22 protein-coding genes and 1 pseudogene are annotated in these 17,987 nt (G+C 35.8%); 18 read left to right on the plus strand and 5 right to left on the minus strand.

The annotated features are described in order from the left end of the window. Nucleotides 1-249: 249 nt before the first annotated feature. Entirely contained in the window at nucleotides 250-1,416 is a 1,167-nt protein-coding gene (locus PSR14_RS09405) for a flagellin (RefSeq protein WP_098487366.1), read from the minus strand. 256 nt (nucleotides 1,417-1,672) lie between these two features. Here PSR14_RS09405 and PSR14_RS09410 point away from each other — a divergent pair, with 256 nt between their 5' ends. From PSR14_RS09410 to PSR14_RS09495, 18 genes are all read left to right on the plus strand, one after another. Next, nucleotides 1,673-2,458 (plus strand): lytic transglycosylase domain-containing protein, encoded by a 786-nt coding sequence (locus tag PSR14_RS09410; RefSeq protein WP_061535819.1) that lies wholly within the window; start codon nucleotides 1,673-1,675, stop codon nucleotides 2,456-2,458. Between the two features lie 63 nt (nucleotides 2,459-2,521). After that, complete coding sequence (locus PSR14_RS09415; protein ID WP_000775712.1) at nucleotides 2,522-2,746, plus strand: flagellar motor switch protein FliN; 225 nt, start codon at nucleotides 2,522-2,524, stop codon at nucleotides 2,744-2,746. Between the two features lie 14 nt (nucleotides 2,747-2,760). Next, the gene (gene fliM, locus PSR14_RS09420) at nucleotides 2,761-3,747 is read left to right on the plus strand and encodes a flagellar motor switch protein FliM (RefSeq protein ID WP_074532045.1); all 987 of its coding nucleotides are present in this window, start codon (nucleotides 2,761-2,763) and stop codon (nucleotides 3,745-3,747) included. Between the two features lie 10 nt (nucleotides 3,748-3,757). Continuing rightward, nucleotides 3,758-4,117 (plus strand): flagellar motor switch protein FliN, encoded by a 360-nt coding sequence (gene fliN, locus PSR14_RS09425; protein ID WP_000680025.1) that lies wholly within the window; start codon nucleotides 3,758-3,760, stop codon nucleotides 4,115-4,117. Nucleotides 4,118-4,129: 12 nt separating this feature from the next. Continuing rightward, a complete protein-coding gene (locus PSR14_RS09430; RefSeq protein WP_000121176.1) occupies nucleotides 4,130-4,450 on the plus strand; it encodes a hypothetical protein in 321 nt (106 codons plus the stop codon). Then, entirely contained in the window at nucleotides 4,447-5,205 is a 759-nt protein-coding gene (locus PSR14_RS09435; protein ID WP_001220586.1) for a flagellar type III secretion system pore protein FliP, read from the plus strand. Before PSR14_RS09430 ends, PSR14_RS09435 begins: the two co-directional genes overlap by 4 nt. Nucleotides 5,206-5,238: 33 nt before the next feature. Continuing rightward, complete coding sequence (locus tag PSR14_RS09440; RefSeq protein ID WP_001098085.1) at nucleotides 5,239-5,514, plus strand: flagellar biosynthetic protein FliQ; 276 nt, start codon at nucleotides 5,239-5,241, stop codon at nucleotides 5,512-5,514. Between the two features lie 15 nt (nucleotides 5,515-5,529). Beyond that, nucleotides 5,530-6,291, plus strand: a complete 762-nt coding sequence (locus tag PSR14_RS09445) for a flagellar biosynthetic protein FliR (protein WP_001055694.1) — start codon at nucleotides 5,530-5,532, stop codon at nucleotides 6,289-6,291. A 10-nt stretch (nucleotides 6,292-6,301) separates the two neighbouring features. After that, nucleotides 6,302-7,348, plus strand: a complete 1,047-nt coding sequence (gene flhB, locus PSR14_RS09450) for a flagellar type III secretion system protein FlhB (RefSeq protein ID WP_001030102.1) — start codon at nucleotides 6,302-6,304, stop codon at nucleotides 7,346-7,348. A 23-nt stretch (nucleotides 7,349-7,371) separates the two neighbouring features. After that, nucleotides 7,372-9,438, plus strand: a complete 2,067-nt coding sequence (gene flhA / locus PSR14_RS09455) for a flagellar biosynthesis protein FlhA (RefSeq protein ID WP_061535821.1) — start codon at nucleotides 7,372-7,374, stop codon at nucleotides 9,436-9,438. A gap of 14 nt (nucleotides 9,439-9,452) precedes the next feature. Further along, nucleotides 9,453-10,754, plus strand: coding sequence for a flagellar biosynthesis protein FlhF (gene flhF, locus PSR14_RS09460; protein WP_098487367.1), 1,302 nt, complete (start codon nucleotides 9,453-9,455; stop codon nucleotides 10,752-10,754). Between the two features lie 42 nt (nucleotides 10,755-10,796). Further along, complete coding sequence (locus PSR14_RS09465; protein WP_001013947.1) at nucleotides 10,797-11,570, plus strand: flagellar basal-body rod protein FlgG; 774 nt, start codon at nucleotides 10,797-10,799, stop codon at nucleotides 11,568-11,570. A 160-nt stretch (nucleotides 11,571-11,730) separates the two neighbouring features. Continuing rightward, nucleotides 11,731-12,567, plus strand: a complete 837-nt coding sequence (locus PSR14_RS09470; RefSeq protein WP_098487368.1) for a TrmB family transcriptional regulator — start codon at nucleotides 11,731-11,733, stop codon at nucleotides 12,565-12,567. Beyond that, the gene (locus tag PSR14_RS09475) at nucleotides 12,560-13,285 is read left to right on the plus strand and encodes an AzlC family ABC transporter permease (RefSeq protein WP_000029966.1); all 726 of its coding nucleotides are present in this window, start codon (nucleotides 12,560-12,562) and stop codon (nucleotides 13,283-13,285) included. Before PSR14_RS09470 ends, PSR14_RS09475 begins: the two co-directional genes overlap by 8 nt. After that, nucleotides 13,276-13,587 (plus strand): AzlD domain-containing protein, encoded by a 312-nt coding sequence (locus tag PSR14_RS09480; protein WP_000425940.1) that lies wholly within the window; start codon nucleotides 13,276-13,278, stop codon nucleotides 13,585-13,587. The genes PSR14_RS09475 and PSR14_RS09480 overlap by 10 nt, the downstream gene beginning before the upstream one ends. Before the next feature lie 62 nt (nucleotides 13,588-13,649). After that, nucleotides 13,650-13,820 (plus strand): DUF3951 domain-containing protein, encoded by a 171-nt coding sequence (locus tag PSR14_RS09485; RefSeq protein WP_000602230.1) that lies wholly within the window; start codon nucleotides 13,650-13,652, stop codon nucleotides 13,818-13,820. Between the two features lie 87 nt (nucleotides 13,821-13,907). After that, entirely contained in the window at nucleotides 13,908-14,492 is a 585-nt protein-coding gene (locus tag PSR14_RS09490) for a TetR/AcrR family transcriptional regulator (protein ID WP_098487369.1), read from the plus strand. Beyond that, nucleotides 14,485-14,883 carry a DUF5367 family protein gene (locus PSR14_RS09495; RefSeq protein ID WP_113732985.1) on the plus strand — a complete coding sequence of 133 codons (399 nt, stop codon included), beginning with the start codon at nucleotides 14,485-14,487 and terminating at the stop codon, nucleotides 14,881-14,883. The genes PSR14_RS09490 and PSR14_RS09495 overlap by 8 nt, the downstream gene beginning before the upstream one ends. Before the next feature lie 27 nt (nucleotides 14,884-14,910). Here the strand turns inward: PSR14_RS09495 and PSR14_RS09500 are convergent. The 4 genes and pseudogenes from PSR14_RS09500 to PSR14_RS09515 form a co-directional block, all read right to left on the minus strand. Continuing rightward, a pseudogene (locus tag PSR14_RS09500) lies at nucleotides 14,911-15,269 on the minus strand (hypothetical protein). Next, nucleotides 15,270-15,875, minus strand: coding sequence for a dienelactone hydrolase family protein (locus PSR14_RS09505; protein ID WP_098487372.1), 606 nt, complete (start codon nucleotides 15,873-15,875; stop codon nucleotides 15,270-15,272). 2 nt (nucleotides 15,876-15,877) lie between these two features. Then, complete coding sequence (locus PSR14_RS09510; protein WP_000794575.1) at nucleotides 15,878-16,213, minus strand: antibiotic biosynthesis monooxygenase; 336 nt, start codon at nucleotides 16,211-16,213, stop codon at nucleotides 15,878-15,880. A gap of 419 nt (nucleotides 16,214-16,632) precedes the next feature. Further along, nucleotides 16,633-17,862 carry an IS110 family transposase gene (locus PSR14_RS09515; RefSeq protein WP_098487274.1) on the minus strand — a complete coding sequence of 410 codons (1,230 nt, stop codon included), beginning with the start codon at nucleotides 17,860-17,862 and terminating at the stop codon, nucleotides 16,633-16,635. Nucleotides 17,863-17,987: the final 125 nt, after the last annotated feature.

Here is a 17,987-nt window from a genome sequence, read left to right on the forward strand (position 1 = left end):
TTATAGATTGATATAGTCGGTATCTCTTAATCTAATAAACAGCTATAAACAGAAAAAGAGACTTATGCTTATCTTCTAGTTGTGTTTTAACATGAAAGGGGGATAAAGATAGGCACTGACCGCTTCTACGCCACGCGGATGCTCTCTTCCACTTAAAAAAAGAAAGATTTTACAAATAATTCGTTTATATAGAAAAAATAAACCTCTCCGCAAGCAGAGAGGTTTATTTGTGAAACTAACTCAAATGGATTATTGTAATAATTTAGAAACCATTTGTGGAGTTTGGTTTGCTTGAGAAAGCATGCTGATACCAGCTTCGTTCAAGATTTTGAACTTAGTCATTTCAGACATTTCTTTCGCCATGTCAGCGTCTTCGATTTGAGAAGCAGCTGAAGCCATGCTAGATTGTTGGCTCTTTAGGTTGTTTACGTTAAAGTCAAGACGATTTAATGTAGCACCTAATTCTGCACGATTGTTTGCAATCATTTCAAGAGCATCATCGATAGCAGTTATTGCTTGTAATGCTGCTGGTTTTTCAGATGCACTGCTATCTGGAGCTGGAGCTGGAGCTGCTGATGTTGTTTTTGCAGCAAGTGCTCCTATTTTTTCCTTAATTGAATCAATACTATCACCTTCATTAAAACCTTTTAGCACAGTATCAAGTTCTTGTGCACTTTCATCTGTATATCCAGCTTTATTAGTTGTAAATGTTTGTTTGAACGCTTGAACAGCAGTATTGATTTTTCCATCATCATTGCCAGCTTCCTTAATTGCTTCGTTAAATGTATTAATTGCTTCTTCTACATTTAAAACCTCTTGAGATTTGTTGTTAGCTGGTTTATCAGGTTGTGTAATAGCGTCTGTTCCACCAATATTTAATGTGTCAATTCCTAAAGCCTTAGTTGTAGCACTTCCTAGTGTAATATCTAGTTGTTTATCTTCAGCATCGGAATCTAAAGTTTGGATTTTAATTACAGTATTGCCCTTTTGTGTATCTCCAACACCATTTAATAGAGTTTTATCATTAAACTGAGTATTCTTTGCGATGTAATCAATTTGTCCTTTTAACGCAGTGAATTCTTTGTTTAAAGCATTTTGGTTTTCTTTTGTATTTGTGCCAGTTGCAGATTGGTTGGCGATGTCACGCATACGAAGTAAGATGTTTGAAACAGAGTTTAAAGCTGAGTCAGCTGTACGGATTAAAGACATACCGTTTTGCGTGTTGTCAGCTGCAACACCTAATCCGCTTTCACGTGCACGCATACGAGTTGCGATTGCAAGACCTGCTGCATCGTCAGAAGCGTTGTTGATACGTTTACCGCTTGATAAACGGTCCATAGCGTTGCTCATTTTAGCTTGGTTTTGGCGCATGTACTCTTGTGTACGCATGCTATTAATGTTTGTATTAATTCTCATGTTAAGAACCCCCATTTTTTTATATTGACTTTTCTGCAAATTGAAAAACGGTAATATGCAAAAAAAACAATTTCGAATTTATTGTAAGCCTTGCTATAATGGGTGTCAACTGAAAATTTGAATTAATAAATATAAAAAAATAACAGTTTAACAATTTAGTCGTTTTTTTATTACAATATAATTGCAAAGGATTATTGCAAACTTTACGAAAAAACTCTAATATTAGATTATCTTTGTTTACCGAAAAGGTGATATTATGGTAATTGGAAATATAGTAAAAGAAGTACTTGCATATAAAAAAGGACAGTTTCAGCAAAAGTTAAGTAGTCCGGAGGCTTTTGTTAGTAGTCGCTTTCAAGAAAAGTTGCAGAGCGAACCTATGAAGGAGACGAAGGCTACTACGCAGCCGGCTAAAGTAGAAGATATGAGTCAGCCGGTACAATCTACGAAAATAGAAGCGGTTGTGAATAAACCGGAAGCATCTATTCATAAAGTAGAGGAAGTAAGTAAGCCGGAAGAAAAGCCTGAAACGAAGAAAGTTGATGACGTGCAAGTCGCGCAAAAAGAGTTTGAACGACGTTTCCCGGAAACGAAAAATGAGGCAGTTGATACGTGGGGATTAACGAAGAAGTATAATATTCAAAAAATACGTTCTTCAAATGAAGGGAAGTATGAGGATATTATAGGTAGAGTAAGTCGTACATACGGAATTCCGAAAACGTTAATTCAAAAAATGATTGAAGTAGAGTCTAATTTTAATCCGAAAACGGTGTCGCATGCAGGGGCGATGGGCCTTATGCAACTTATGCCAGCGAATGTGAAAGAGATGGGTATAAAAAATCCATTTTCACCAGCTGAAAGTATTGAAGGCGGTGTGAAAGAGTTAAGCGGTTATTTAAAGAAAAATAACGGTGACTTAGTATTGGCGCTTGCTTCTTATAATGCTGGTCCTGGTAATGTGAGAAAGTACGGAGGGGTGCCTCCATTTAAAGAAACGCAAGGATATATTAAAAAAATATTAAATATCGACGTTTCAAAATAAGAGATTTCATTATATAGAGAGAACATGAAATTTTCGTGAACATGATATGGGAGTTGGCTAGATTTGAAATTACAAGATGATATTCCGTTAACAATTTATTTTGAAATCGGAAATACGAAAAAGAAAATTGAAGATCTGCTTCATATTACGAAAGGTACATTGTATCGTCTTGAAAATTCAACGAAAAATACGGTGCGTCTTATGCTTGAGAATGAAGAGATTGGAACCGGGAAGATTTTGACGAAGAATGGAAAAATGTACGTTGAAATCGTTGAATTGAAAAGGTAGGGAAGGGGATTTTCATGAGTGGCGATAAATTAAGCCAAGAGCAAATTGATGCCCTGCTGAAGGCGGTAAATGAAGGCGAGGAAATGCCAGCTTTCGCACAAGAAGCAGGGAAGCAAGATAAATTTCAAGAGTATGATTTTAATAGACCGGAGAAGTTCGGTGTTGAACATTTACGTAGTTTGCAAGCGATTGCTTCTACGTTTGGTAAACAGACGTCACAGACGTTATCTGCGCGTATGCGTATTCCGATTGACTTAGAGCCTTCGACAGTGGAGCAAGTTCCATTTACGAGTGAGTATGTGGAGAAAATGCCGAAAGATTACTATTTATATTGCGTCATTGATCTCGGACTTCCAGAGCTTGGAGAAATTGTTATTGAGATTGATTTAGCATTTGTTATTTACATTCATGAGTGCTGGCTTGGCGGAGATAGTAAGCGTAATTTTACGATGCGTAGACCACTGACGGCATTCGAGTTTTTAACGCTTGATAATATTTTTGCGCTTCTATGCAAAAATTTAGAGCAATCGTTTGAAAGTGTTGTAGCGATTAAACCGACATTTGTAACGACAGAGACAGATCCAAATGCACTTAAGATTACGACAGCGAGTGATATTATTTCATTAATGAACGTAAATATGAAAACAGATTTTTGGAATACGACAGTTCGTATCGGTATTCCGTTCTTATCTGTTGAAGAAATTATGGATAAGTTAACGTCTGAAAATATTGTTGAACATTCTTCAGATAAACGTAAAAAGTATACGTCTGAAGTGGAAGTGAAAGTAAATCAAGTGTATAAACCAGTTCACGTTGCGATTGGTGAGCAGAAGATGACGATGGGCGAGATTGAACAAATTGAAGAAGGCGATATTATCCCGCTTCATACGAAAGTTTCGGATGAATTGCTTGGTTTTGTAGATGGAAAACATAAATTTAATTGTTTTATTGGAAAAGATGGAACGCGTAAGGCGCTCCTATTTAAAAGTTTTGTAGAGTAGGAGGATCCATATGAAGCATGAAGTATCTCCTGTGTCATTAATGGGGTTAGAAGAATTTGCAGGAAAGCGAAATGAAGCAAGTAAAGCACATATTGATACCGTTTCAGATATTTCCATTGAACTTGGTGTAAAGCTTGGGAAAACATCTATTACGCTCGGTGATGTGAAACAGCTAAAAGTGGGTGATGTTCTAGAAGTAGAGAAAAACCTAGGACATAAAGTAGATGTGTATTTAAGTAATATGAAAGTCGGCATTGGGGAAGCGATCGTAATGGACGAGAAGTTCGGTATTATCATTTCTGAAATTGAAGCTGACAAGAAGCAAGCTGCGCTTATGAAAGCGCAAAGTCAAATGCAAGATAAAGAGTAGAGGAGGAGTCATATGTCGTATATGACGACCTTATTTCAAGTCGTTTTACTGTTTGGTGCGCTCGGCTACGGTGCATATTATATGACGAAAAAGACGCGCAAACAGCAGTTTTTTAAACAAGGTGAAAATGGCCATATTCAAGTGAAGGACGGTGTTTATTTAAATCATCAAACGAGCGCCTTTTTATTTGAAGTGGATGGTAAGCAAGTGTTCACTGTTATTAGTAATAACGGTGTTCAATCTGTGCAATTAACAGGAACAGGAAATCAGTTTCAACAAGCGCTAGAAGACGCGGTGAAGAGTGAAACGAAAAAAGTAGAGGATCCATCATGAGAATAAAGAAACAGTTATCGTTATTAGCCGTTATTTTCGTATTTTCTATCGTTTTTTCAATTATTTTTGTAAATCCAGCGTATGCAGCCCAAAACGGTTTTATTAATTTCGAAAATGGAAAAGAGTTTACGAGTAACTCAAGTGTACAGTTATTTGCGCTCGTTACCCTTTTATCATTATCTTCATCTATCGTTCTATTATTTACACATTTTACTTATTTTATGATCGTTCTTGGGATTACACGTCAAGGACTCGGGGTAATGAATTTACCGCCGAACCAAGTGCTCGTTGGGCTTGCCTTGTTTTTATCACTCTTTACGATGCAGCCTGTTCTTGGGCAGCTAAAGAGCGATGTGTGGGATCCGATGACAAAAGAGAAAATAACAGTAAGTCAAGCTGCGGAAACGACAGCGCCGATTATGAAAGAGTATATGTCAAAGCATACGTATAAGCATGATTTAAAAATGATGCTGAAAGTACGCGGAGAAGAGTTGCCGAAAGATTTAAAAGATCTTTCACTATTTACGCTTGTCCCATCCTTTACGTTAACGCAAATCCAAAAGGGATTATTAACGGGGATGTTCATTTATTTAGCGTTTGTATTTATAGATTTGATTATTAGTACACTGTTAATGTACCTCGGAATGATGATGGTACCGCCGATGATTTTAAGTTTACCATTTAAAATACTCGTTTTCGTATATTTAGGTGGATATACAAAAATCGTCGACATTATGTTTAAAACGGTCGCCTGAAGCGTTTGATGCTATGTGATAGGAGTCATATAAATGAATACGTCACCAATTATAGATATTTTTCAAACCTTTTTTTATAAAGGGGTTATGATTTTAATGCCGGTTGCCGGCGTTAGTATGATTGTCGTTATTATCATCGCTGTTATTATGGCAATGATGCAAATTCAAGAGCAAACGCTGACGTTTTTACCGAAAATGGCGAGTATTGTACTCGTTATTATCATTTTAGGTCCGTGGATGTTTCAAGAATTAACGACGCTTATTTTAGATTTATTTGATAAAATTCCATCGCTATTGCGTTCGTACTAAGATAGGGGAACTGAAATGAATATGGAATTATGGGCGGCGACGTTTTTTGCGTTTTGCCGCATTACTTCATTTTTATATTTTTTACCGTTTTTCTCAGGGCGATCCATTCCAGCTATGGCGAAGGTTACATTTGGACTTGCTCTTTCCATTACTGTTGCCGATCAAGTGGATGTCTCTCACATAAAGACAACTTGGGACGTTGCAGCTTATGCTGGTACGCAAATTGTAATTGGATTATCACTTTCAAAAATTGTAGAAATGCTGTGGAACATTCCAAAAATGGCCGGGCATATTTTAGACTTTGATATCGGTTTATCACAAGCAAGTTTGTTTGATGTAAATGCAGGCTCACAGTCTACTTTACTATCAACCATTTTTGATATATTTTTTCTTATTATTTTTATTTCACTTGGCGGCATTAATTATTTCGTTGCCACGATTTTAAAGTCGTTTCAATATACAGAGGCGATTTCAAAATTGCTGACGACTAGTTTTTTAGATAGTCTACTCGCAACGTTATTATTTGCGATCACATCAGCGGTTGAAATTGCTCTTCCGCTCATGGGAAGTTTGTTCATCATTAACTTTGTTTTAATTTTAATCGCAAAAAACGCTCCGCAATTAAACGTTTTTATGAATGCGTACGTTATTAAAATTACGTGTGGTATTTTGTTTATTGCAATGAGTGTACCGATGCTCGGTTATGTGTTTAAAAATATGACGGATGTATTGCTTGAGGAATATACGAAACTATTTAACTTTTTCTTAACGAAGTAGGGGGACGCGCATGGCAAAGGATAATAAAACAGAAAAGGCCACCCCGCAGAAGCGTAAAAAATCGCGTGAAGAAGGGAATATTGCCCGGAGTAAAGATTTAAATAATTTATTTTCCATTCTTGTATTAGCAGTTGTCGTTTACTTTTTTGGAGATTGGCTAGGGTTTGAGATTGCCAATTCCGTATCGGTGCTGTTTGATCAAATTGGAAAAAATACAGATTCGACCGAGTACTTTTATTTAATGGGGATTTTACTATTAAAAGTATCAGCTCCCATATTAATACTCGTATACGCTTTTCATTTATTCAATTATATGATTCAAGTCGGTTTCTTATTTTCTTCTAAAGTTATTAAGCCGAAAGCGTCACGTATTAACCCAAAAAACTATTTTACGAGATTGTTTAGTCGTAAAAGTTTAGTAGATATTTTGAAATCACTATTTTATATGGGATTAATCGGTTATGTTGCTTACGTTCTTTTTAAAAAGAATTTAGAGACAATCGTTAGTATGATTGGATTTAACTGGACAGCGTCACTTACTGAAATTATTAGGCAAATTAAATTTATCTTTTTAGCTATTTTAATTATATTAATCGTTCTTTCTATTATTGATTTTATTTATCAAAAATGGGAGTACGAACAAGATATTAAGATGAAAAAAGAAGAAGTAAAACAAGAGCATAAAGATAATGAAGGGGACCCGCAAGTAAAGGGGAAACGAAAAAACTTTATGCATGCCATATTGCAAGGAACAATTGCGAAGAAGATGGATGGCGCAACGTTTATTGTAAACAATCCGACTCATATTTCGGTCGTACTCAGGTACAATAAACACGTTGATGCAGCACCAATTGTCGTTGCAAAAGGGGAAGATGAACTCGCATTATATATACGAACGCTTGCCCGTGAACAAGAAATACCAATGGTGGAAAACCGTCCGCTTGCTCGTTCTTTATATTATCAAGTCGAGGAAGATATGGCGATTCCAGAAGATTTATACGTAGCTGTAATTGAAGTTATGCGCTATTTAATTCAAACGAATGAACTTGAAGTATAATAGCGCGTTTGGAGGAGATCTCTTTGTTTAAGATAGATTCTGCAAGAACCTATTTTTCTATCTTTTTAGCAGCGTCATTCGTAGTGGCGCTCTTAATTCCACTTCCACCATTTATACTTGATATCATTATCGTTTTTCTACTAAGTATGTCAGTGCTTATTTATATGCGAGCGACAAGTATTAACGAGTGGGATGAATTAAAGTCATTTCCGACGATGTTGTTATTAATCGGGATTTTCCGCGTATCGATTAACGTATCGACGACGCGAGCGATTTTGACAAACGGAAATGCGGGTCATGTTATTGAAGAGTTCGGCCAGTTCGTAATTGGCGGGAACTTATTAATTGGTATCGTTATTTTTACAGTATTAATCATATTCCAGTTTATCGTTGCAAACGGTGCATCTCGTACAGCTGAAGTTGCAGCTCGTTTTACACTTGATTCTTTACCAGGGAAACAAATGTCAATCGATGCTGATTTAAACCAGCGTATTATTACAGAAAAAGATGCACAAGCAAAACGAAAAAAATTAAATATGGAAACAGAGTTTTACGGAGCGATGGATGGTGCCGGGAAGTTCATTAAAGGGGACGTTATTTTCGGGATCGTCATTTTATTCGTAAACATTATTTTCGGTTTAATTGTCGGCATGATGCAGCAAGGAATGAGCTTTGGTGAAGCAGCTCTTCATTACACGCAGTTAACTGTTGGTGACGGAATTGTAAACCAAATCGGTTCGTTAATGCTTGCGATTTCAACTGGTATTATCGTAACGCGTGTATTTGACGGCTCACCGGATACGGTAACGGAAGGTATCTTTAAAGAGTTATTAGCGCATGAAGTCGTTGTATATGCGCTTGGCGGTTTATTTATCGCAATGGGTATTTTTACTCCGCTACCATTTCTACCGTTCGCACTCGTTGGGGGAACAATTATCTTCTTAGGAATTCGAAATAAAAACCGAATGAAGAAAGAAAAAGAAGATGAGCTTCAAAAAGAATTAGAAATGATTCAAGGCGAAGATGAGCAACTGCAACAAGTGGAAGATTCATTTGGCGTATTTACAGATAAATATCCAATTATTGTAGAACTCGGCTTAGATTTAGCAGCACTTGTAAAGCAGAAAATTAACGGGGAAACAGCTCGTGATAAAGTTGTTCTTATGAGGAAATCAATTATTACCGACCTTGGTATTAACGTTCCTGGAATTAATTTTAAAGATAATACGAGTTTTAGGCCGCGCGGACGTTACATTATTCGCATTAAAGGTGCGAAGGCAGCTGAAGGTGTTTTGAAATCAGGTTACTTATTAGCGCTGAAAACACCGAATGTAATGGCCGATTTAGATGCAGAACCAGCGAAAGATCCGATTTTTGGCGAGGATGGATATTGGATTTTAGAACATATGGTACAAGATGCACAAATGAAAGGCTATCAAGTATTAGAGCCACTTAGCATATTAATTACACATTTAGATGTTGTCGTTAGACGTAACCTGCATGAGTTAATTCAGCGTCAACATGTAAAAGACTTAATTAACTCCCTTGAAAATGATAACGGCGTTTTATTAGAAGAGATTAAGAAGAAAGAAATCGACTTATCACTCGTTCAAAATGTGATTAAACAATTGCTAAAAGAAGGTATTTCTATTCGTGATTTACCAACCATTATTGAAGGTATTATTGACGGAAAAGAAATTTATCAAAACCATGTTGACGGCGTAACGTCATTCGTCCGTGAATGTATTTCAAAAGTGATTTGTGAAAATGCGAAAAATCCTGACGGTAAAATATATGCGGCACTCTTCTCAGATACAATTGAGTTAGACGCAGACGTTGTGAACAATTCTTATCAAGGTTATTTATTAAACTGGGATTTAGATTTAGAAACGCGAGTCGTTGAGCAAGTACAACGCGTATTGAAACAAGCGAGGTTAATGGGAAGAGAACCAGTATTATTAACGCGTAGAAAAGATTTCAGATTTGCGATTGTAAGACTTCTTGAGCGCTATCAAGTAGAAGCGCAAGTACTTTGTATTAGCGAATTAGCACCAGAAATTGTTGTAGATCAAATTGCCTATATTGAATAGTAGGGGGTGAAGTAATGGAAAGTACAGAAAAGAAAGAAGCGTTAATGCGAATAAAAGCAGCTTCGAAAAATGAATTGTATCGAAAGTTATTTGACCAATATGGTACAGATTATTATTACGTTGTCGATGAAAGTGTAAAACGAAATATCCCGTTTTTTTGGAAAAAGAATTATGAAATGTTAGTTGCTTTTCCAGAGGATAAACAGGAAGAAGTGAACGAAGGTACAGCTGAATTTCATGAACAATTAATGGATGTTGTGAATGATCCTTCAGAACAAATTGTGAAGGCGAACGGAATTCAATCGGTACTGCACAATTTAGAAAACGTGACGACTCCTATGGCGTACGCGGCAATGCAAACAGGAAATAGTGAAGAATGGGCAAGAAAGAAAGAGAAACTATTAAAGCTGTTTGAAAAAGGTATCGTCGTTGTGAAACAGACGGAAGAAACGAAAAAGCAAAAAGCTGTGAAAAAAGTCGTTCCTGTCAAGAAAGAAGAAGTAGTTGTAAAAAAAGAAAAGCAAGAATCTGTACCATTTATTATTCAAAAAGTAATTCGCATGCTAGAGCAAAACGATGTAGAACAATATTTCATTCATGCATATGCTGAAAAGCTAAAAGTGAAGTTTGAGAATGCAACGATGATTACAGAAGAAGAAGTAATCGAATATATATTGGAAGATATGAGATCTCATTTCAACACAGAAAACGTATTTGAAAAAGAAGTACAAACAATTGCATTAATCGGTCCAACTGGTGTTGGAAAAACGACGACACTTGCGAAAATGGCGTGGCAATTTCACGGTATGAAAAAAACGGTTGGTTTTATTACGACAGACCATTCGCGCATTGGGACAGTACAGCAACTGCAAGATTACGTAAAGACAATTGGATTTGAAGTAATCGCTGTGCGTGATGAAGCTGCAATGACAAGAGCGCTTACGTATTTTAAAGAAGAAGCGCGCGTCGATTATATTTTAATTGATACAGCTGGGAAAAATTATCGTGCGTCAGAAACTGTGGAAGAAATGATTGAAACGATGGGACAAGTAGAGCCAGATTATATTTGTTTAACGTTATCAGCTTCGATGAAAAGTAAAGACATGATCGAAATCATTACGAACTTTAAAGATATTCATATTGATGGTATCGTCTTTACGAAATTTGATGAAACAGCAAGTAGTGGTGAATTGTTGAAAATTCCAGCAGTATCATCAGCTCCTATTGTATTAATGACAGACGGACAAGACGTGAAGAAAAACATACATATCGCTACAGCGGAACATTTAGCGAAACAAATGTTGCAAACATCATAGAAAAGAGGTGAAGGATAAGGCAACTGCCTTATTCAAACGAGTATGAACGGTCTTTATATAGGTTCTATGGGTATGATGAATTACATGCAGCGCATTAATGTTCATTCGAATAACGTTGCAAATGCGCAAACGACAGGATTTAAAGCAGAAAATATGACTTCTAAAGTATTTGATGTACAAGATACATATCGCCGAGGAGATGGTGCTGTAACAAATATCGGTTCGGTCGATTACGCTGTAGTACCAGCCGCAACGCATGTGAATTTAGTACAAGGAAATATACAAATGACAAATAGTGCTACAGATTTCTTTTTAGATGACGGTGCAAACGGTACAACATCATTTTTCGTTACATCTAAAAACGATGAAACGTTTTTAACGAGAGATGGTAGTTTTACAATAAATAGTGATCGTTACTTGCAAACATCTTCAGGTGCTTATGTTATGGGAGAGAATAATGAACGTATTCGTATTCCTGAAGGAGCAAAGGTAGCTGTACAACCAGATGGTACATTATATGATGAGGGAACACAAAATAATATTGCTCGCCTGCAAACAAAAACAGTAGATGCAGAAGCGAATTCTCGTCTAATGCAAAGAGAAAACAAAAGCTTTACACTAGCAGAAGGAAACATTGCTGATTTACCGAACGGAACAGGATTAGTGAAAAATCATATGCTAGAAAATTCAAATGTAGATATGACGAAAGAGATGGCAGATCTTATGACGGATCAAAGAATGATTTCAGCATCACAACGCGTTATGACTTCGTTTGATAAAATTTATGAAAAAGAAGCGAATGAAATATTGAGATAGGGACTTCCGTTAGCGGAAGTCTTTTTTATTTTTCATTTAAATTTCAGAATTCTCAATTGACTTTGCAGGTCTGTTTTTTTATATTAGTAGGTATACTAATAACTACTAATGTGCATACATCGTTTTGAAATGAGAGTTATATAGATTGTGAGGAGTACTAATGGATGAAATTATAAAAGAATTACAAAAGTTAGGTTTTTCCCAGTACGAATGTAAAGCGTATATTGGACTACTAAAACATTCCCCAGTAACTGGGTATGAAGTGAGTAAACAAACAGGAGTACCTCGTTCTATGATTTACGAGGTACTCGGTAAGTTAATGGATAAAGGAGCGGTACATATTGTACCTTCTGAACCAGTTAAATATGTACCAGTACCAGCTACCGAATTAATGAATCGAATGCGAAAAGACTTTGAAAAGTCCTTTGAATTTTTAGATGAGAAATTAAATAGTTTAGAACAAGAGCGACAAATAGATGTAATTTCGCATATTCGCTCAAATGATCGGGTTTTGAAGGAAATATGCAATATAATTAATAGAGCGAAGGAAGAGTTATGGATTTCTGTATGGGAAGATCAAGTGCATGAAATTGAGCCATACATTCATCAAAAGGAAGAGGAAGGTGTACATATATTTTCAATCTTATTTGGCGCTCCTGATACAAAAATAGGCGCGACGTTTCACCATAATTATATGACGCCTCACGTTGTTGAAAAGAGAATGGGTGGTCATTTAACTGTAATCGCGCGTGATGGGGAAGAAGTATTAATTGCGAACTTCTCAAATGATAGCACTTCATGGGCTGTTACAACGTATGATCCAGCTCTAGTTCTCGTTGCTACAGAGTATGTGCGACACGATATTATAGTTGAAGAAATTACGAAGGAATTTGGAGCTGATAAGTTAGATACGTTGTGGCGTGAAAATATAGATTTAGTTCATGTCGTAACAGGAAAACGAACTTTAGAAGAAATGGAGGATGATAGAGATGAGTAAAGCTGAGGCTCATGTAGCTTTGCAGAGCGATGATACATTTCAGCAAGGAGTAAAAGATTGTTTACCAACTGTATTTGGTTATTTAAGCATCGGCATAGCAGCTGGTGTAATTGCAAAAACAGCTGGTTTCTCCATTATTGAAATTGCGTTTATGTCCACTTTAATTTATGCAGGTTCTGCCCAATTTATATTAGCAGGTATGTATGCAGCTGGTGCCCCTGCTTCCGCAATTATTTTTACCGTATTTTTTGTTAATTTGCGCCACCTTCTTATGAGTGCTGCACTTGCGCCGTACTTTACGAAACTGCCTCTATTTAAAAACTTACTAATCGGTTCGCAAATTACAGATGAAACGTTCGGCGTTGCAGTACAGCATGCAGCGCAAAAAGGATATTTAGGCGAAAGATGGATGATTGGGCTAAATGTAACGGCTTATTTAAACTGGATTCTTGCTACTATTATCGGCGGGCTATTTGGTGAATGGATACCAGATCCGCATACGTACGGTATGGATTATGCATTACCAGCGATGTTTATCGGATTATTTGTACTTCAGCTTATAAGTAGTAAACCGAAGCTAGCAATTCATCTTACTGTTGCAATTGTAGCGATTATAATTGCGTACGTTTCACACTTATTTATGCCAGATAGTATAGCGGTTATTATCGCAACATTACTAGCTGCGACGATTGGAGTGGTGATTGAAAAATGGAAATGAGATTAGACGTATTATTACTTTTATTAGCAGCAGGAGCTGTCACACTCGTGCCACGTATTTTACCTCTACTCGTATTTAGCAAACTACAAATTCCAGACTGGGGTTTAAAATGGTTAAATTACATACCAATCGCGATATTAGCAGCACTTTTAGCGCAAGTTTTATTTATGCATGACACGATGCAGTGGGATTACTTGATTGCAGCAATTCCAACATTTCTTGTAGCGATATATACTCGTAGTTTATTAGGTACAGTATTAACTGGTGTGATTGTGATTATTTTGTTACGTTTCTTTTTCTAAAAAGGATTACGCTCATATAATAGCGAAAAGTGTAATAACATGAAAAATATAGGGGTGGTGTTATGATACTTTTAACGATAGGAGCAATTTTGTTAACGTTGTTTATTTTCTTTATTATCGGCTTTATTACGTTTATGATGTTTGTTGATAAGGCGACACCTCAAATATATTATACACCTTGTGAATCAGTGACAGTGAAAGCTAAAGGTAAACATAAAAGGAAGAAAAGTTGAATGCTGGCTTTTCTTCCTTTTATTTTATCTGATTTTTCTGTATATTTTAAGTTAGTTATCCAACTAACTTAAAAGGGGGGCATAGAAATGGCAAAACCGAATGTTGTTAATAAAGAGAAGTTACTACAAGCAGCAAAAGAAATTATTGCAGAGCATGGGATGGAAAAGTTGACATTAAAAGCAGTTGCAGAGAGTGCTCAAGTTACTCAAGGTACCGTATATTATCATTTTAAAACGAAAGATCAATTATTACTTGAAGTAACTGAATCGTTTTGTAAAGCGTCGTGGGAACAAATAGGAAAGGATGTACAGTTAGAAAAGGCTTTACAGTCTGCTGAAAGTAGATGCGTGAAAGATTCAATGTATCATCATTTGTTTTTTCAATTAGTAGCTAGTGGATTACAAAATGATGCGATGAAAAATAAAATTGGTGGATTGTTACATTATGAAAACCAAGAATTGACAAGAGTGTTAAATAAAAAAATAGGAGGTACAATGACATCTCAAATTTCAACTGAAACGTGGAGCGTTTTATGTAATGCATTAATTGATGGATTGGCATTGCAAGCGTTATTCAATCCATCTTTTTCTACAGACAAAGTATATGGTGATTTATATATGCTCTTTGAAAAGTTTACAGTGCTACAAAAGGGAGGTAATGTCAGTGAATAATAGACTTTGGCTCACTATTTTATTTTCTATCGGCATTTGGCTTTTTGCCTCAGCGTTCTTCATTATTTTCGGTTCTTCTGTTTTATTAGAATACACTTCAAATAGATTTTTTCTACAAATGGCGTTGCTTGAATTAGGGACAGCTATAGCTTTATATTTTGTAATGTGGTTATATCAAAAACTGGATACCTCGAAATATGCAGTTATTAAGTTAGGTATATGTGGCACAGCGATTGGTTTAACTTTAGATTCTTACATCTTGTATCATTCTTCTAATATATTCTCACAATTAACCTCACAGCAAATCATGTCATTTACCATTTGGATGGTAATTGCTTACGCTCTTTATTTAATAATTCCTTTCGTTATGGAACGAAAAAGTCTGTTATAAAGAGGATTTTTATCCTCCTTATAACAGTCACATCCCCGAAAGAACTAACAACAATAAACCAAATAAAAAACTAATAAAGGAAAGAAAACCGATACATATCGAGAACACACGATTGTTTCTCCATTCGCGCCAGAAAGTGATAAAACCTAATATACAAAGGGAAAACCAAATGGGTAGAAATAGGAACTCACTAATTTTTTCGGGAAGTAACGCATAAAAAGTTGATAAATATAAGATCCAATTTGTAAAAAATAAAATGCAAACGATAATAGATTGTAAGTAGGGGCGTTTGGAAAACGCTCCCTTTTTTACGGTTACTAAAATAATAGTTAACACGGAGAAAAAGGCAATGAATAGGAAAATAAGTAGAGTAATGTAAGTGTCATTTACATCTCCTTTATAAGAGTGTTTTTTACAAGAAATGAATCTATTATATTGTATGCTTGATTTGTAGAGTGCCCGTTATATTTTTCGGTGTACGGATTTAGAAAACCATGTTCACCGTGTAGTTGGTGTATTTCTAATAAAGGATTTTTTTGTTGCTGCAACGATTGAATGAAAGAGGATACTGAAAAACTAGCTTCTTTTTCAGGGAATATAAGTAAGGTAGCACATGTTGGTTTCATATGAATATAGTCACGTATACGGGAACCGTAGCATCCGATAATAAAATCTATTTTCGGATTGTTACTACATAGCCATGAGATGGTAGCACCAACACTAAAGCCGATAAGTCCAATATGTGTGTAACGACTAGAAAGATGAGTAATGAATGTTTCAATTTGCTTTTTTCCATCTTCAAATCCAATATGATTCATAAAAAAATGATATGCTTTTTCTTCATCACTATAAGGAAATACAGGTTGCGATTGTAGCAGATTAGGACAAAATACATCTATATGAGATGAAGTGAAGTGGTCGGTAACGTGATGCATATGGTCGTTCACACCATATATTTCATGAACAACAACGAGAGCTAATTTTTTCTTCATCGTTATAAAGTACCTCTATGAAATTTAAATTCTTTCTCAACAAGGCAGATACGAAGGTGGAAGTTTTCATACCATTGCTCACGGCCCCTTTCTTTCGCTTCTTTATGTAAGGCATTCTGTTTCCAATTTTCAATCGCCTCAAGTGATTCCCAATAAGAAATTGTGATTCCGAGCCCTGAATGATTTCGTGCACTTTCTACACCTAGAAATCCAGGTTGCTGCTTTGCAAGTTCCTCCATTTTGTCAGAAGTGGCATTATAGTCTGTTGTATCATTTGATAAATTAGAAGTGAATATAACTGCATAATAATGACTTGTTTTTTGTAAATTATTTTTCATATACATTCCCCCTTTTCATCTAGTTTAGCATGTAATAAATAGAAAAGAAGTTATGGCTTCTTATTAATATTTCGTTTTTTTATTGTCACTTGAATGAAGTAAGATGGTTTCTATATTGATATTTGAAATTATTTATCATTAGATATAAATATCATTATATATAAATGTTTAAAATAGGAAAAAATCACATATTTTGTTAACAAAATATGTGATTTATATTAGAATAATACATATAAAGTATATATATATAATATGTTAGTAAAATTTATTGAAGACCTGCGGTAGTATGTCAACTTAGAAATAACAAAGTTTAAAGTTGTCAAAGGTCAATTTGTTTAAAAAAGGCATCACAAAACTAAACCAGTAACGAATGTAATTTACTGGAAAATAATGAAAGGTAGCGATGACAAAATTTTATGTCATTCTTTCACACACCTTCCAGGCGTAAAAAGTTGGTGGCTACGTAGTAGCGCATCCACCAATCGCACAAATTTTCTTGCGGTTAGAACGAGTGCACGTTTGTGTTGATGTTTTGGTACTTCATTATATTTTTTCACGTAATACTCTTGATAATCTGATACATGCTTTCTTACTGAATTGGCGGCTTCAACTAAGTAATAACGCAAGTAATGATTACCTGTACGGGATAATGAAGTATCTTCGGCTGTAAAACGACCGGATTGGTGCTTTCGCCAGTATAATCCAGCGTATTTGGCTATTTTTGTTTCATCGTCAAATCTTTCGATTTGGCCAATTTCAGCAATGATACCGGCAGCGAAAACAGGGCCTACTCCAGGAATAGATTCAAGTGTTTGGGTCAAACCAGCCATGATTTTTTTAATAGACTTTTCTAATTCCTTGATTTGCTGTTGAAACGTACGAATGACTGCGATGGATGTACCTAAGATGACATCTATTGAATCTTCTACAACCTTATCCAAGCGATAAGAAACTTTCACAGCTTTGTGAATGGATGCTGCTACGCATTTTGGATCACCAAAACGGTTTCGACTTTTTTTCTGTAGGAACTCAGCGAGTTCTTCTAAAGGCATATTAGCGAGTTCCTCTAAGCTGAATTTTTCAAGAAATAGTTCTGTCATGGCGCTACCGAATACGGAAGTATCCACCTCTTGTGAAAATGTATTACATTTAAAACTTAGGTGTTGAAGAAAGTGTTGTTTTTCTTTCGTTAACATTTTGACAAGTTGGTATCGTGATCGAGTTAATTGCTGCAGTGCCACGTACTGGCTTTCTTTTACGATAGACATTTGATTACGGCCAAATCGTAAGTAATCAGCAATGACAAAGGCATCAATCTCATCGGTTTTATTCATGTCAGAATAACTTTTCTTAAAATTTGCGACTTGCTTTGGGTTTAGGAGAAATACTTTTGCTCCAAAACGCTGTAAATCTATATCATGGTGAAGAAACATAGAAGGATGAAAGCTGTAAACAGAGGTGGATTCTAGACCAATCTTAAGGATGTCGACCTCTTTACCTGCAACACACTGTAATAATTTTTCTTTGAGTGTAGTAGCTCCCGGTAGGTCATTACTGACCGAAAAAGAATCCAGTTTTTCTCCATCACCATTTAAAAAGCAAACTTTCATATCAAACGAACTTACATCTAAACCAACAAATAATCTCATGTAAGAGACCTCCCTTCTATATTAGAATCATTTCTTGGACGTCTCGAGATATCTCTAGTGTGTACGCCGACCAACAACCTCGTGTATGAGAGCTAGTCCTGAATCGAAAGCCGCCCTAGAGCTAC

Source organism: Bacillus sp. A01H, from assembly GCF_045277205.1.
GTDB classification, from domain to species: Bacteria; Bacillota; Bacilli; order Bacillales; family Bacillaceae_G; genus Bacillus_A; species Bacillus_A paranthracis.